Genomic DNA, 17,581 nt, shown 5'->3' with positions numbered 1-17,581 from the left:
CACCTCATAATAACTTCATTATACCCATTACAATTAATAATATCGCGGGCAGCGCAGCCGCATGCTTCATCCAGTAGCTGCCGGATAATCTAAGTCCCGTCTTCATTCCCATTAGCAAAAAGGTTCCGCTGAATACAGCGATCATCAGCGAGGTGGACCACGGGCTGAATCCGAGCAGTGCCGCACCGAGGCCGGCTCCGAAGGCATCCAGCGACAACGCGATCCCCAGAATCATGGCTTCCATGGAGGAGATGCTCCCCGAGGCATCCATATCAGCGGAAGACGGTGTGCGGAGAATCTGTATCACCACGCCCAGATGGCGCAGTTCCAGCGAGAATACAGCCGGCTTCAGCACCGTTTCCGCATTCTGTGCGGCAGCAGCCGTCTCCAGTATGGTCTCTAATCCTGAATGATCCTCTGCGGCAGCTGGCGCAGTCTCTTCCTGCTCCTTCTGCGTCAGCATCTGAAACAGTGACCAGCAGCCCATTAAGACGAGAATAACCGCTCCGACACTGGAAGCGGCATTCGGCGAGACTACCTTGGCCAGCAGCACGCCGACCTGCATAGAACCATAAATGACGACCCCTGAACAGAGCGAAATAATGATAATGGAGAGCAAGGGGATTTTCATTTTACGCAGTCCATATGTAATACCTACACCAAATCCATCCAGACTAAGCGCAAACGCAAGCAACAGCAAAGACAACAATGGGCTCAGCACCCGCAATCCCTCCCGTGAAGAACCGGAGCCGGTGGATTAAGCATCCAAGCCGGAGCTCCGTTTCGCCATAATCAGCAATCTTCACACATTATATGGGCGGGACGGGCAGTAAGTGCCTGCCTTTATACATAGCAGTTATAACTCAAGTGTAACTAACCCGTAAACGGGCTCTAACCGCAGCGCTGACTCTAAATAAAAATCACAGAATCAGTACAGGTACGGGCTGGCAGCTGGGACAATAATGCGTTCCCCGTCCGCCGACCACGCTCTTCTCAATCAGCGTGCCGCAGGTAGCACACGGCTGATCCTTGCGTCCATAGATCTTGTGCTGATCCTGGTAACTCCCGCTCTCCCCCTGGCCGTTGACATACGACTTCACGGAGGAGCCTCCGGCATTCACCGCTTCCGTCAGTGTTGCGACAATAGCATGGTGCAGTCTGGCCAGCTGATCCTCGGTGAGGGACTTCGCGGTCTCCTCCGGGTGGATTCCTGCACGATGCAGGGACTCATCTACATAAATATTGCCGATGCCTACTATATATTCCTGATTGAGCAGCAGCGGCTTGATCTTGGTGCTCCGCTTCGCGACAATCTCCTTGAACCGTTCCAGCGTGAAATCGGCATCCAGCGGCTCCTGCCCCAGCTTGTTCAGCGGCTTCAGCTGCAGATCCTCTCCCGGCTGGAACAGATGCATCGTCCCGAATTGGCGCACATCCGTATAACGCAGCTCCGTCCCATCTGTGAAATGGAAAATAACATGCGTATGCTTGTCCAGCAGCTCGCCCTTACGGTACACGCCGTAACGGCCCTCCATCCGAAGATGTGAGACCATCACCAGCCCGTCAAATACGAAACGCAGGAACTTGCCTCTGCGTTCAACTGTAACCACACTATGACCTGCCAGCATATGGGCAAAGGCCTGAATATCATCCGGGCGCTGAATAATCCGCGGCAGCCGGACGGTGACATGCTCTATCTGCTTGCCTGTAATTAACTCATTAAGTGTTCTTCTGACTGTTTCGACTTCCGGCAATTCCGGCATCATGGCTCACCTCCACTCCATTATACCGGATATCTGCCATGTGCGGGGAGCCTATTTCGCTTCGTACCAGTTGCTCCCAAAACTTACCTCTGCCTTCAGCGGAACAGACAGCTGCAGTGCTCCGGCCATCACCTCGGGCAGCAGCAGCTTCATCTGCTCCAGCTCCTCCTCCGGCACCTCGAACACTAACTCATCGTGTACCTGGAGCAGCATCCGGCTCTTCAGGCCGCGCTCATGCAGTGCCTTATCCATATGAACCATGGCCAGCTTGATAATATCCGCAGCGGTTCCCTGGATCGGCGTATTCATCGCCGTACGTTCTGCGAAGGAACGCAGATTGAAGTTCTTCGCATTGATCTCCGGCAGGTAACGGCGGCGTTCCAGCAGCGTAGTCACATACCCCTGCTTACGGGCCTCGACTACGATATCATCCATGTAACGGCGGACACCCTGGAACACCTCAAAATACTGCTCAATGAACCGGGCCGCTTCCTTACGCGGAATGTTCAGGTTCTGTGACAAGCCGTAATCGCTGATGCCGTACACAATTCCGAAGTTTACCGCTTTGGCGGAGCGGCGCATATTACTGTCCACACTCTCCGCAGGGACGCCGAATACGTCCATCGCAGTCTTGGTATGAATATCCATATCCTCGACAAAAGCTTCCTTCATCCGCTCATCGCCTGAGATATGCGCCAGCACACGCAGCTCGATCTGTGAGTAATCCGCCGCCAGAATCGACCAGCCCGGCTCTGAGGGCACGAATACCTTACGGAGCTTGCGGCCCTCTTCGAGCCGGATCGGAATATTCTGCAGGTTCGGGAACTGGCTGCTGAGCCGGCCTGTGGCCGCAATCGTCTGCCGGTAAAAGGTGTGTACCTTGCCGGTCTCCGGCGAAATTTCCTTCATTAAACCTTCGACATACGTAGATTGCAGCTTGGCCAGGGTACGGTATTGCAGAATCAGGCGCACGGCGTCATGATAAGGCGCAAGCTTCTCCAGTACCTCGGCATCCGTCGAATATCCGGTCTTCGTCTTCTTCACGACCGGCAGGCCCAGCTTCACGAACAGAACCTCACCCAGTTGCTTCGGAGAATTAAGATTGAATTCAGTTCCGCATGCGGAGTAGATCTCAGTGACCAGCCGGGAGATTTGGGCTTCGAATTCCTTGCCGAGCTGGATAAGATCGTCCTTGTTAACAGCAATGCCCTGCTTCTCCATATCGGCGAGAATCCGCGACAGCGGCATCTCCAGGTCCTGGAACAGACCGGTCATGTCCGTCTTGTCCAGCTCTTCCTGCTGCTTCTGCACAATGCCAAGCACAGTCGCACTCTTGCGGGCGACATGCTCACCGAGAATCGCAAGCTCAGGAATTCTATATTTGGCCCCTTTGCCGAAAACATCCTCATCCGGCGACAAGCGGGGCAGGCCGTATTTCGTGGTCAGGTCATTCAGATTCTGGCTCGCTTCAGTCGGGTCCAGCAGGTAAGCGGCCAGCTGAACATCGTGAGCGGCTCCGGCAAAAGCAATCCCCTGCCAATGCAGCGCCAGATCGGCACGGTGCAGATCATACCCGCTCTTCGGTGCCTGCTCGTCACCGAGCCAGTCACGCAGGGGTGCTGCCGCCTCACTCTTCAGCAGGGCAAAAGGCACAAAGTAATGCTGCTCCGGCGAAGACAGCCCGAGGCCGATCACTTCGGCACGGTGCGGGTTCTCCCCGTTAGATTCCACATGCAGGGCGGAGATGTCCGGCAGTGCCTGAACCAGCTTCTCTAATCCGGCTTCATCAACGATGGTAATCGTAAGCTCTGCCGCTTCCACCGCTGCGGGGCCGGACAGACCGCCGTCCGCCTCATGCGAATAGGCGCTCAGCGACAGGCGCTCCAGCAGGGACTTGAACTCCAGCTTCGCCAGGGCAGGGCCCGCCGTATCGGCAACAATACCGCTGAACACCATATCCTCCCAGGTATGCTCCAGCGGAACTTCACGGTAGATCGTCGCCAATTTTTTGCTCATGATGGCGCTATCCGCGTGCTCTTCCAGCTTCTCCTTCATCTTCCCCTTCAGCTCACCGGTTCCGGCAAGCACACCTTCCACCGATCCGAACTGCTGGAGCAGCTTAAGCGCTGTCTTCTCCCCGACTCCCGGTACCCCGGGGATATTGTCGCTGGCATCGCCCATCAGCCCCTTCAGATCAATGATCTGCTCAGGGGTGAGATCATATTTGTCCCGGATCTGCTTAGGCCCGTACAGCTCCACTTCCGTAACTCCCTTACGCACCATCGCTATGGTGGTATGCTCAGAAGCCAATTGCAGCATATCCTTATCCCCGGACACAATCATCACCTGACGGCCGGCGGCATCCGCTTCCCTGGAGATGGTGCCGATAATATCGTCAGCCTCGTAGCCGGCAATCTCGAACTGCGGAACTCCCAGACCCTTCAGCAGCTCTTTGAGCAACGGGAACTGCTCGGACAGCTCCGGCGGGGTCTTTTGGCGTCCGCCCTTATAATCTTCATAGCCTTCATGCCGGAAAGTAATCTTCCCCGCGTCGAAGGCCACAATCATATGTGTCGGTTTATGCTCCTCCAGCAGACGGAGCAGCATCGTCGTGAAACCGTATACCGCATTCGTCTGCTGTCCTGCTGTATTCGTCAGCGGCGGCATGGCGAAGAACGCCCGGTAAATGATATTATTTCCATCAATGAGTATCAGCTTGTCCACACTAGCACCTCGCCTTTATCTTGCTTTCTCTTTACATAGTACCATATGCTCCGTACAAAAAAGAACCTGAGGCTACAGATCCACACCTGCTCCGGCCTTTAGCTGCTGCTAATGGTATGGAATACAGGTTTGCCAAGTGAAGCGCGCTTTAAAACAAAAAAAGGCAAGCCCCGGGGAGGTGGCTTGCTGTCTGATGTTCAAGGCGCAGAGCTCTGCTAAACTGTATCTATGCGCCAACATTATGCGGTTATTGGTTCAAATCCGGACGTTTACCTGTAACCAGATACACTACACTCTCGCCAATATTCGTGGCATGGTCGGCAATCCGTTCAATGTAACGGCCAACCAGTGTGAGCAGCATCGCCTGATTCACGGTTTCAGGCTTCTGAACCATATACGTGTACAGTTCGTTTATCATCGCGCTGTACAGACCATCTACCTGATCGTCATCCTGCGCCATTTTGTAGGCCAGATCCGTATTCTCGTCCAGATAAGACTGAATAGCCTCCGTGGTCATGATCGTGACCAGCTCAGCCATGCGCGGAATATCCACAAGCGGCTTGATCAGCTGCTGCCCCTGGATGCGCATCGTTACCTTGGCTACATCCAGTGCCAGATCGCCCATACGCTCCAGATCGCTGGAGATTTTGAAGGCTACAATAATGCGGCGCAGATCCTTCGCCACCGGCTGCTGGGTGATGATCAGCCGTGAGCCGATCTCCATAATCCGGTCTTCCATGGCGTTCAGCCGCAGGTCCGCTTTGACAATCTCCTGCGCCCGTGCCGTATCAAGGGTCTGCAGGGCCAGTATCGCACCATCCAGGGCATCCGTTACATGCTCGCCCATCTGCTGCAGCAGGGTGCGCAGTTCTTCCAGATCTTTGTCGAATTCTTTTCTGCGAATCATATCGAAAGTGATCCTCCTCAAAAACATATGGTCATATCGGGTGAACGGAGTGAACCTAAGACTTACGAATCAGCCATCCTTAGCCGAAGCGGCCGGAGATATAGTCTTCTGTGCGGGAATCCTTCGGGTTGGAGAATAACAGCTCCGTGTCCGCAGCTTCCACAATGACACCGTTCAGGAAAAATACAGTGCGTCCCGATACCCGGGCGGCCTGATGCATATTATGCGTGACCATTACAATCGTATACTTATCCCGCAGCTCCTGAACCAGCTCCTCAATCTTGAGCGTGGACACCGGGTCGAGCGCTGACGTCGCCTCATCCATCAGCAGAATATCGGGCTGTACAGCAAGGGCTCTGGCAATACAGAGACGCTGCTGCTGCCCGCCGGACAGACTTAAGGCAGACTTCTTGAGGAAATCCTTCACTTCCTCCCAGAGCGCGGACTGGCGCAGGCTTTGCTCTACAAGGACATCCAGCTCGGCTTTGCTCTTCACACCGTGCAGGCGCGGGCCATAAGCCACGTTATCATAGATCGACTTTGGAAAAGGATTGGGCTGCTGGAACACCATCCCCACCTGCTTGCGCAGACTCTCCACTTCGATCTCGTCGCTGTAGATGTTTTTGCCGCCGATATTTACTTTGCCTTCAATACGTGTTCCGGGAATCATGTCGTTCATACGGTTAAGGGTACGCAGCAGTGTGGATTTCCCGCAGCCGGAAGGTCCGATAAAAGCGGTCACCTGCTTCTCCGGAATCTGCAAATCCACGTTCTTCAGGGCATGGAATGACTCATAGTAGAGATCTAGCTTCTCTATGTCAATGATGGATTTCATTAGTTTCTGTTGTCTCCTTCTCATCATCTTCGTTCCCCATGATAAGCTTTCAGTGTCAAAAGAGCTCCAGAGAATTGTTAACGCAGTGTAAAATCCGTGTGTAGTAAGACACGCGCCAGGGAGAAGGTGCTTAACTTGTGAGAAAAGAACACCGCCATGTTAGCTGACAGGTGTTCTCTTCTTGTTGACGACCAGTTTGTAGCCCACGCCGCGGATGGAATCGATATGCACGGATTCAGGGTCAAGCTCCAGCTTCTTGCGCAGGGAGCTGACATGCACGTCTACGGTGCGCTGGCCTCCAATATAGTCGAAGCCCCAGACGGCATTCATCAGATCATCCCGCGTCAGGACGACGCCCGGCTTGCGGGCCAGATACAGCAGCACTTCAAATTCCTTCGGCCGCAGATTGATGCTCTGTCCGCCCAGCGAGACTTCATAACGCTCGGGGTAGATCTCCAGCTGTCCGAGAATAATCGTCGATGCAGATACCGCTGTCTCGGGCGGAGCTTCTTCGGCAATACCGGAGATCCGCCGCAGCACTGCGCTGACCCGGGCCAGCAGCTCGGATACGCCGAAGGGCTTCGTAATATAATCATCCGCCCCGGACTTTAGCCCGCGGACGACATCCTCTTCCGCATTCTTGGCCGTCAGCACTATAACCGGTGTGCGGATGCCTTGTCCACGCAATTTATCCAGAATGTCAATGCCGTTCATGCCGGGCAGCATCAGATCCAGTACGATCAATTCAAAAGGTTCTCTAGTCGCACGGTCATACCCTGCCGTTCCATGATCCTCCACCGTCACCTCGTAGCCTTCCTGTGTCAGGTTATAAGACAGCAGCCGGGCTAGTGTCGGTTCGTCTTCAATGACAAGCAATCGTTGTGCCATAGGTTCCCCCGTCTTTTCATAGGTTATTAATTTTACAAAACTGCATACATGCACATCATAGCACCACAATGTTAACTTAGTGTAAAATTATAAATTTATTCTCTATTAGACTCTGCAGAGTTATTCATTCTCTTCCTGCAGCAGCGGCAATTCCAGAATGAATGAGCTGCCGATGCCCAGATCGCTCTCTACGTTAATAGAACCGCGATGCAGCTCAACCAGATGCTTCACAATGGATAGACCGAGGCCGGTTCCGCCGGAGCTTCTGGAGCGGGCTTTGTCCACCCGGTAAAAGCGTTCAAAGATCCGGGGCAGATCCTTGCGCGGAATCCCCATCCCCGTATCACTGACTGTAAAGCGCACGCTCTCGGTGCCATCCTTCTTCTGGATGCTCACTACGGTCACTCTGACATTTCCCCCGTCCTGGGTATAGTTGATCGCATTAGAGAGCAGATTCATGAAAATCTGGCGCAGCTTGTCTTCATCTCCTTCAATGAATAGCTCTGCAGGCACATCCGAGCTGAGTGTAATCTTCTTCTTCTCCGCCACCTTGCTGAGCGTCTCCAGCACGGAATCGAAGAACTCGATCAGATGAACCGGGGAGCATTCCAGCTGAACGCGTTTGGATTCAATTTTGGACAGCTCCAGGATGTCGCCGATCAGGCGGTTCAACCGTTCGTTCTCATCGTAGATGATCTGCAGGAACGAACGCGCCGTCTTCTCATCCGTAACGCCCCCGCCGAGGAGGGTCTCGGCGAAGCCTTTTACCGCAGCGACAGGGGTCTTCAGCTCGTGGGAGACATTGGCGACGAATTCGCTGCGCATTTTCTCAAGTCTGCGAATCTCGGTAACCTCCTGAAGCAGGAACAGCATCCCCCGGGAGCAGCCGTCCTGGATCATCGGCACCCCGTCCAGACGCACAATCCGCTCCACCGGATTATAGATGCTGCGCTCCTCGTGAATAGGTTCACCTGCGGACACTCCATCATCAATCAGCCGGGTAAGCTCATAATGATGCTTAATCTCCTTGTAGGAATGTCCGGTCATCTCGCTGTGCTTCACATCGAGCAGCCGTTCGGCGGCCCGGTTAAGCAGGGCAATCTCCCCTTCAGCGTTAATCATCACGATGCCGCCGGTCATATTGTCGAGTACGCTCTGCAGCAGATCCTCATTGTCGCGGATGGTCTTCAGCTGGGCCTGGAGACTGTCGGCCATCGCGTTGATGGCTGTAGCCAGCTGGCCGATCTCATCCTTGCGCTTCATCGGCACCCGGGCATCATAATCCAGATCGGTAATCCGCCGCGCCACTCTGGTGATTTGCTCCAGCGGTGAGGTCATACTCGAAGCCACCTTGTAGCTCACCAAGGTTGCGGCAATGAACAGCAGCACCAGTCCCCCTGCCATGATCATCCACGCCCGGTTCAGTCCTTCGGATACGGTATCCAGCCCCATCGACAGCCGGATATACCCGTCAAATCCCTGATCCGAGGACACGGAACCCGCCACATACATCATTTCACGGTCTAATGTATCGCTGTAACGAATCGCCCGGCCAATCCCTTCCTTCGCGGCCAGCAGCTCCTCCTCGCGGGTAGAGTGGTTGTCCATCTCGCGCGGATTCTTCTCCGAGTCACCGATGACCCGGCCTTGCTTCGTAATGAAGGTGACACGCGATCCGGTCAAGATGGAGATCTTCTCTGCCTGTTCTGTATAGTAGTTCAGGGCATCCGGACTACTGGTATCCATGAATGAGAAGGTGCCGGAGAGCAGCTTTATTTCCCGGGACATGTTTTCTTCCAGCACGGAAATATGCGAATCCTTGAACAGCTGAGCCATGGTGATCCCGGCCCCGGTCATTGATATTCCTATCAGAGCCATAAGTATGATGGTAAGTCGAATGCGGAATGGTTTCATCTGCGGCGGTCCTCTTCCCTCGTGTTTATGTCCATGAGAACACTCTACCTGCATTTTCGGCAAAATACCAGTTCCGGCGGCGATTATCAACGGAGTGTAAAATGTGTGGGGAGAGGGATGCGGGGGCTGGGAAGGAGCGCCAGAGAGGATTGGGAGATACTGAGGGGCGAGAGAGGAACCAGAGCGAGGATGGAGCGATGAGTGAGATCGAGAACCGAGGGCGAGGATGGAGCGATGAGTGAGATCGAGAACCGAGGGCGAGGATGGAGCGATGAGTGAGATCGAGAACCGAGGGCGAGGATGGAGTGATGGGGGCTCGTTAAGTGGACGCTCCGCAAACGGACCGTTGTTCCGATCGCTGTTGTTTCCGGATTTAATTAGAATGGACTCAGCGGTAAAAATCCGGGAACAAAGGCGAACGCTGCCGCTTCTCCACAATCAGTCCGCCCGCTCCGCTGTTTAAGAGGTGGGAGTTACACAACCCTAAATCTCCTTAAATAATCAACACCTCAACACCCTGACACCTCAACCCGCAACTATCCGATTCTGCAAACTTTAATTCCTCAACTCCTCATTTCTCCAATCCTCAACTCCTCCAATCCAAATAGTTTCAGCCCTGCTCTTCAGAAGTGACCGGTTCACGGCAAACAATTGGAAAAACGTAGCTTAATTCGCCCTTTTCTGCTAAATTACCGGAAGCAAGTGGATAAATGACAACTAATTATGTTTGTTTCTGCTATTTCTCGTAAATGTGAATGATTAAGTGTTGGTTGTCCAACTATTGTTTCTTCGGCGCAAATTTTGTAAGCAGCAGGTGGAGAAAATCCATCTATTTCTGCATCTTAAGTCAAAAGAAATCGCCCATTCTCAGAGGGCTGTATTACACCATCCAAAAAGGGGCGATTCGTGGATCAGACACTCCTGGATAATAAATTGACCAATAACCTGCTACTGATCCTTCCAGCGCTGCACGGTCAGCGTCACCGTCTGTGCACCGCCTGCGGGTGTAAGCGTACGGTTCGCAATATCCGCTCCGCTGGAAGTGATCTCTACCGTGGCCCAGCTTCCGCGCGTCAGCTTATACGTCACGGCGCTGCCTGCCGGAAGGTTCAAGGTGATGGAATAAATCCCATCACTTCCACGGGTCAGCAGGTAGGCCGGATCTGCCGCATTCCAGCTGTTGAACGAACCCGTCAGATAGACCTGAGCATTCGCTGGAGTCGTGCCCGGAACGCTGACCCGGAAGGTTACGCTATCGGCCTGTGGTTCGCCGGTAATCAGATTTCCTCCCGTCAGACTGGAGCTGCCGGTACCAAAATGATAGTTATTCCCGCCATTGTTGTCCCAGGTACCGCTGCCGTTATTGAAGGCTGCGGTCAGGCCTGTGGCGCTGCCGAGCGGAATGGTAATGGCTTTGTAGCCACTGAAAGTAGAGGCCTGCATCTGCACACCCGGTGAAGTCGTCCAGGCCGTTGCCCCATCCAGCTTGTAATGGATATAGGAGTTACTGAATGCTGTATTTTTGTAATAGATCGTCGCGCTGTTGCCCGCCGGAGTGGCGGTTGGCACAGGTGTCGCCGTTGGCGCTACGGTTGGTGTAGCTGTTGGCGTGGCACTTGGCTTAGGTGTTGCCGTAGCTGTTGGTACTACCGTCGGTGTAGCTGTAGGTGCTACGGTTGGTGTTGGCGTCGGTGTAGCTGTCGGTGCTACGGTTGGCACAACCGTTGGCGTCGCACTTGGCTTAGGCGTTGCCGTAGCTGTCGGTGCTACAGTCGGCGATGCCGTTGGCGTCACCGGACCACCCGACTGAATATTGCCTGTAGGCGTGTAGGTCCAGGTGCCGCTGCCGAATAGATAATTGCTGCCGCCGTTGCTGTCCCACGTGCCGCTGCCGTTGTTGAAGCAGGCTTCAAGCTGGGTGGCTGCGCCGATGTTAATGGTGATTTTGTTATAGCCTGCTAGCTCGGCGGCCGGAATCGCTACGCCCGGGGCTGTCGTCCAAGTCCCTCCAACCGGGCGGTAATGGATGTAAGGAGTGGAATAACCCTGCTTATAATAGATCGTTACATTATTGCCCGCCGGTGTGGTTGCAGTTGCTGCCGCACTGAAGCCGGAGAGGTTACCGGAGGCATCATAGGCTTTAATTTTGTATTCATAGGCTGTACTGGCTGACAAGCCGCTGTCTGTATATGAGGTGGAAGTAGTTGTTCCGATTCTAACGCCATTGCGGTAGATCTCATAGCCGGTAACACGGATATTATCTGTCGCGGCATTCCAGGTCAGCCCGATAGAAGAAGCATTAACCACTGTGGCCTGCAAGTTCGCTGGAGCAGCCGGAGCTTCATTATCCGGGACAGCAGGCACATCTGTGATGAACGGATGCGTCCCTTCAATAGTACCTTGGATGCTCTCCTTATATTTTCCGTTCTCCAGCGTATATTTGCCGGCACCGACATAGACCTGCTGGATATCACTTTTGGTCACATTGCCTTTGGCATCCTTGGCTTCAATGTAGTAGTCCAATAGCTGATCGCGGTAATCGGAGATGTAGGAGAAATACAGGTTCCCGATATCCGTGGCCGGAACCTTCTGCATAATCGTCTTACTGCTTGGCTGCCAGTCGACACCGTTAATATCGGCACTCAGATCGCGGACATTCATCGGGTATTCCGCCCACGCACCGACCTTGGCAGGATCAATACCTGACACCCCGGCTGCGGCCAGACCTGCTGGATCATATACTTTAAAAGTATTATCCGCTGCGTCTGCCGTCTTATCACGGTGTGCCCGGACCTTCACCTTGATGTCGCTGATTCCGCTGGTATCGAAAGCATAGGTATAAATGGCAAAAGCATTATTATAATGCTGAAGGGTCCAGCCTTCTGCCTTACTGACATTCGCGCTGCCCGGATTGTACGGGTAGCGCTGCGGCCACCAGACGGAGGGGCCGGTTTTGTCTTTGGCCAGCTTTTGCGATACATAGGGCTTGGAGAAATACAGCGATTGATTAAAGGACAACGCCGGCTTCACGCTGTCATCCACATTCTCATCATAATAACCAAAGCCCGAGTCCATCGCAGGCAACAGGAAGTACCAGGCCAGCTCGGCGGGATTGGCGCCTCCGGCATAGTCGTTCGCGGTGTTGCCCTTCACGGGATAGGAGAGCATCCACGGATTCAATTGGTTGCCTTCGTAGGTCACCTCACGGTCCAGCGGGTTCGCCGGCTTCCAGTAATTCGGATGCTCCTCCAGCCAGATCTGTTCGGCGGTCTTGGCATAGTTCAGGGAAGCTTGTAATAACGCGAAATTACGCTCCAGATAATGATAGCCCTTCTCGAAGGATACCGTCATGCCTTCCTCGACACCCGCCAGATTCTTCTTCGGGGCGTAAGCAGTCCCGTTCACCTGATTGAAGGCCGCGAACTGGCCTTTCCAGATCCCAAACGGCAGATGCCAGTGGTACCAGGTTGGATCGGAGGACGAATCCCGGGTATCGATCCAGGAGCCGTCCTGCACATGGACCACATCGGAAACGGCTGGTGTATTGCTGCGCAGATACTCGTCGATCCCCATTCCAGTCACACCGCTGCCGGCATAGGTGACATTCCCGGCATTGCGCCAGGTCTCCTCGGAGCCGGCCCGGCCCGAAGAATTATCCCCGTCATGGGCCACGACAAAAATCTGCTTCTGCAGAGCCAGATTCTCATACGGCTTAAGCGCATCTGCTTTTACCTGGCCCAGATACCCTTCTTCCCAGGACTGCGCCTGGGCGACGGGCACGCCAACCACTCTCGATTCTGCCCCGGTTGCCGGGTCCACATAACGGACCCAATGGGCCGTTGAGGCAAAAGGATATTTATTATAGACCACCTGCTGCTCATTGAACATCGGTTCACTCACCCAGGACCCGGCTGTGCTGACATTCTGCAGATCGCTGCGGTTGGGCGGTGAGATCATCGTATCTGTGCCCGGACTATCCAGCAGCGGGTAATCCTTGAGCGTGCGGGAGAAATGGTTGTTGCCGATCACCGACCACTGGATGCCAAGCTTGTTCAGCACCGGGATAATCCGCTCCGAGAACCCGAGTTCTGTCGGAAAAAATCCCTTCGATGACTTATAGCTGCTGCCCAGGAAATAAGGCTGAGCCATCGCCGCTCCATGATAGATCATATCCTTGAGCAAATAATCGTTGCCGACCAGCGGTCCCATAGAATGGTGTCCGGAGAAATGAATCAGATCGAGCATATTGTCACCGCCTGTTGTCCGAAGCTGATTCACCGCGTTCTTCCATGGGGTTCCCCAGGCCGGATTATTGTATCCGCTTACATTTCCTTGTTGAATAATACTGTTTACATTGTTCACCACAGACCCCGACATGGTAACATGCATCTGCGCCTGGGGATGATTGCTGTGCAGCGTGTTCGCCACACTCCAGGGCCAGGTTAAATACGCGCCCGTCTTGGCGTGATGGGAATAATAAGAGACCAGATCATCGTGGGGCATGGGAGATCCATTCGGCAGATAATAGGGATATCCTGCGGGCGGATTCTGCTTCAGCTGGATGACTTCACCATCGTAGGTATAACGGATCGGACTGCCTACAGGGGTAGAATTGTAAGTGTTCAGGTCATAGTAAGCCCAGAAATTCGGCATATGGTTATGGTAGACATGCGTAGCGGCAATATCTGCCGATACAGGGGAGACTATTGCCGGAACGGTCAGGAGTGCGCCCAGGAGCAGGGCTGTAATTTTGCGCAGGGACCTGGATTTCTTGGTCATGGTTCAACTCCTTCTTATCGGGATTATTCTTCGTCAAAAAAACGGGGGCGACGGACATCCATCCCTCGCCCCCTCAAGCTGCTTACTGATCCTTCCAGCGCTGCACACTTAGCGTTACTGTCTGTGCTCCGCCTGCCGGTGTAACCGTCCGGTTCGTGATATCTGTACCATTGGACGCGGTCTCTACCGTGGCCCAGCTTCCGCGCGTCAGCTTATACGTCACGGCGCTGCCTGCCGGAAGGTTCAAGGTGGTGGAATAGACGCCATCACTCCCGCGTGTCAGCAGATAGGCTGCATCTGCCGCATTCCAGCTGTTGAACGAACCCGTCAGATAGACCGGAGCATTCGCCGGAGTCGAACCCGGAACGCTAACCCTGAAGGTTATGCTATCCACCTGCGGTTCCCCGGAGGTCAAGCTTCCTCCAACCAGACTGGAGCTGCCGGTGCCAAAATGATAGTTATTCCCGCCATTGTTATCCCAGGTGCCGCTGCCGTTATTGAACGCTGCGGTCAGGCCGGTGGCGGTGCCGAGTGGAATGGTAATAGCTTTGTAGCCACTGAAAGTAGAGGCCTGCATCTGAACACCCGGTGAAGTCGTCCAGGTGGTTGCCCCATCCAGCTTGTAATGGATATAGGAGTTACTGAAGGCCGTATTCTTGTAATAGATCGTCGCGGTGTTGCCCGCCGGTGTGGCGGTTGGCACAGGTGTCGCTGTTGGCGCTACGGTTGGTGTTACTGTAGGTGTTGCGGTCGGTGCGATAGTCGGTGTAGCAGTTGGAGCTACAGTTGGTGCCACCGTTGGTGTCGCTGTTGGGGCTACGGTTGGTGTAGCCGTCGGCGATGCCGTTGGCGCTACCGGACCGCCTGCCTGGATATTGCCTGTAGGCGTATAGGTCCAGGTGCCGGTGCCGAATAAATAATTGCTGCCGCCATTGCTGTCCCAGGTGCCGCTGCCGTTATTGAAGCAGGCTTCGAGCTGGGTGGCTGCGCCGATGTTAATGGTGATTTTGTTATAGCCAGCTACCTCGGCAGCTGGGATAGCCACGCCTGGAGATGTCGTCCAAGTCCCGCCCACTGGGCGGTAATGAATGTACGGATTGGTGTAACCCTGCTTGTAGTAGATTGTCACACTGTTACCGGCAGGGGTAACGACCAGAGCGGCTGCGCTGAAGGCCGACAGATTCATAGCGGCGTCATACGCTTTTACCGTATAGGAATAATTAGTGCTGCCCACAAGTCCGTTATCTGTAAAAGAGGTCGTAGCGGAAGTCCCGATCTTCACGCCGTTGCGGTAAATTTCGTACCCTGTCACCCCAACATTATCAGTGGATGCTGACCAGGACACCAGGGCGCTGGAAGCGTTCTGTACCGTTGCCGTTACATTTCCGGGAACACTTGGTGCTTGCGTATCGGTTACCGGCTGAGTTTTGGAGTAGATTTTGGCCGAATTGGCGCCCAGGGTAACTGTAATTTGCTTACCGGTAACACCGCCTGCCTGCACGGTCACAGTATCGGAGGGGTTCAGCTGATTCACCAGAACCGTACCTGCGGTAAGCGTGCTTTCGGCGCGCAGCGGCAGCGTCACTGTCTGTGATCCGCTGGAGGCATTACTGAATGCGGAGATCACTTCCTGACCGACATTCGTGCCTGTATCAATCCGCCGGGAGAAGGCGTACAGATTCTGTGCGGACCACATTTCGCGCTGGGTGCCGGTGCGCAGGGCCGGGTTGTTTTTGCGGATCTCGTTCAGCTTGGCTACATGCTTGAAGGTACTGGCATTCTCATTGAAATAATTCTCCAGCACATTGCCGTTTGCATCCCGTTTCACCATCGACCAACGGTTCCACGTATCAGCGATGCCGCCCGTCATGATCTGCCCGTTGCCATTGCCCTTGTTCTGCTCCGTTCCCTGGAAGACCACAGGCGTTCCGCGCACGGTGAAAATAAAGGACAAAGCATTCTGCAGCTTCTCAACACTGCCACCAGCCTCGGTCAGGAAGCGGTTGCGGTCATGATTGTCGATGAAGGTAACCATATGGTTGGCGTTGCCGCCATAGTAGGAGTCTTGAGCCAGAGTGCCTTTAATATTCGCGTCAAAAGACTGCCCGTACGCAAAGCTGTTCAGCACGGAGAAGAATAACGGGAAGTCGAGCATCCCCCACTCCTTGTTGGTACCGACCCAGCGGGAGACGAATTCGGCATTGCCGTCAAAATTCTCCCCAAAAGTATTCACGCCCAGCAAATTCTGGAGTTCGCCGATATCCGTCGGCTTCATCAGCTTGGCCGCATCGACCCGGGCGCCGTCTGCCCCCGTATAGTCAAACCAGCCCTTGATCGAGCTGAAGATGGCCTGCTTGGCGGCAGGAACATCGAAGTCGATATCATCCAGACCGCCCAGATCATGATTCTCCAGATAATCCTGGGCCCACTGATCGTACCGTCCATCGGCAAGAGACCAGTTAATGTCCCCATTGTGGTGGTACCAGGCCGGATTATTGAATGGAGCCGCAGGCTGTAAGGAAGGAATATCATAATAAGCCTGAGTGCCCAGCATGTAATCGCCGATGTGGTTAGGAACGACATCGATGATGACCTTGATTCCGAGCGCATGCGCGGAGTCTACAAGCTCTTTCAGCTTTTCTTTGGTGCCGAAGTAAGGGTTGGCCTTGTTCGGATCTTTGACATTGTAGCCGTGGTAGGCCGTGTTCTTGCCTGAACCGTTGTTCTCACGGTTAGTCATCTGCGGCTCGGCTACCGGTGAGATCCAGATCGCGGTATAGCCCATATTGTGAATATACGGGAGCTTGTCAATGACCCCCTGCCAGTCGCCGCCCTTCATGTAACGGAAATCCTCCTCGGAGTTCTCCCCGTAGCGGATAGCCGCGCCTGTTGCATTATTGGAAGAATCCCCGTCATTGAAGCGGTCAACCATAATCTGATAAATCGTGTCATTCTCGGTTACTGTTCCAATGCTGGCTGCTTCCACCTTAGCTTGCGGCAGGACAAACAGATTCATCATGATCGACAATACAATGGATGTGATTAGAACGGGAACAAGCAGGCGGTTACGTTTTCTTTTCATTCCTCATCTCCCTCTCATGTAAAACCGAATGCAACACTTTGGGCCAGCGGATACTCTGACGTTAACAACTTGTGCTTTGCTTCAGCTTGATAGTGCATAAGCTGATACTGACTGCTTAGCTGGAGCTTAGCTGGAGCTTAGCAAGTGCTTAGCAAGTGCTTGCGTACTCTTAGCTAAAGTGTGTTAATGCTTAGCTAGAGTGTGCTAATACCTAGCTAGATAGTTTGGCTAGAGCGTGCTGATGCTTAGCTAGACAGTTTGGCTAGAGCTTGCTAATGCCTAGCTTGGCTAGAGCTTAGCTAGAGTGTGCTAATGCTTAGCTAGATAGTTTCGCTAGAGCTTAGCTTTACAGCTTCAACACAGCAGTGGGGAAACCGGTTTCCCCACTAAAAATTAACATGTCCCTGTATGCGCTGTCAAGACATATAAATCAAACCTGCCGCCAACCCGTATCCCATATAGGATAACCGCTCTGCAAAAAACACAAAAAACAGTATTCAGCATAAGCTCATACCTGGAAGGAACCCTCAGGGAGGCTGTATTGTTCTCATGCTCCCCTCTTCCTTTGCTGGTAAGATCAATTCAAGCCGGTTGGCGGATTCAGGGGCACAAGTGCTCTTCATTTGCTCGTTGAGCCAACTTTCCTGAAATTCAGGGGCACAAGTGCTCTTCATTTGCTCGTTGAGCCA

At 53.8% G+C, this 17,581-nt stretch carries 9 protein-coding genes; all 9 read right to left on the bottom strand.

Annotated features, from left to right (window positions below):
• Positions 1-4: 4 nt before the first annotated feature.
• The 9 genes from C162_RS17340 to C162_RS17300 all read right to left on the bottom strand — a co-directional run bounded on the left by C162_RS17340 (position 5) and on the right by C162_RS17300 (position 16,892).
• Entirely contained in the window at positions 5-721 is a 717-nt protein-coding gene (locus tag C162_RS17340; protein ID WP_084648958.1) for a manganese efflux pump, read from the bottom strand.
• A gap of 199 nt (positions 722-920) precedes the next feature.
• The gene (mutM, locus tag C162_RS17335) at positions 921-1,763 is read right to left on the bottom strand and encodes a DNA-formamidopyrimidine glycosylase (protein WP_036695952.1); all 843 of its coding nucleotides are present in this window, start codon (positions 1,761-1,763) and stop codon (positions 921-923) included.
• Between the two features lie 51 nt (positions 1,764-1,814).
• Positions 1,815-4,487: a DNA polymerase I gene (gene polA, locus C162_RS17330; protein WP_036695864.1), complete on the bottom strand. Its 2,673-nt coding sequence runs from the start codon at positions 4,485-4,487 to the stop codon at positions 1,815-1,817.
• A 247-nt stretch (positions 4,488-4,734) separates the two neighbouring features.
• Positions 4,735-5,394, bottom strand: coding sequence for a phosphate signaling complex protein PhoU (gene phoU, locus C162_RS17325; protein ID WP_036695863.1), 660 nt, complete (start codon positions 5,392-5,394; stop codon positions 4,735-4,737).
• A gap of 79 nt (positions 5,395-5,473) precedes the next feature.
• Positions 5,474-6,229, bottom strand: coding sequence for a phosphate ABC transporter ATP-binding protein PstB (gene pstB, locus C162_RS17320; protein WP_036695861.1), 756 nt, complete (start codon positions 6,227-6,229; stop codon positions 5,474-5,476).
• Positions 6,230-6,388: 159 nt separating this feature from the next.
• Positions 6,389-7,117 carry a response regulator transcription factor gene (locus C162_RS17315; protein ID WP_036695860.1) on the bottom strand — a complete coding sequence of 243 codons (729 nt, stop codon included), beginning with the start codon at positions 7,115-7,117 and terminating at the stop codon, positions 6,389-6,391.
• A 120-nt stretch (positions 7,118-7,237) separates the two neighbouring features.
• Positions 7,238-9,031: a two-component system histidine kinase PnpS gene (pnpS, locus tag C162_RS17310; RefSeq protein ID WP_036695858.1), complete on the bottom strand. Its 1,794-nt coding sequence runs from the start codon at positions 9,029-9,031 to the stop codon at positions 7,238-7,240.
• 948 nt (positions 9,032-9,979) lie between these two features.
• Entirely contained in the window at positions 9,980-13,810 is a 3,831-nt protein-coding gene (locus C162_RS35465) for a carbohydrate binding domain-containing protein (RefSeq protein ID WP_036695857.1), read from the bottom strand.
• A gap of 82 nt (positions 13,811-13,892) precedes the next feature.
• Entirely contained in the window at positions 13,893-16,892 is a 3,000-nt protein-coding gene (locus tag C162_RS17300; protein WP_036695854.1) for a carbohydrate binding domain-containing protein, read from the bottom strand.
• Positions 16,893-17,581: the final 689 nt, after the last annotated feature.

The sequence above is a fragment of the Paenibacillus sp. FSL R7-269 genome (assembly GCF_000517865.1).
Classification (GTDB): Bacteria; Bacillota; Bacilli; order Paenibacillales; family Paenibacillaceae; genus Paenibacillus_AQ.
This window is presented reverse-complemented; position numbering and strand designations above follow the sequence as displayed.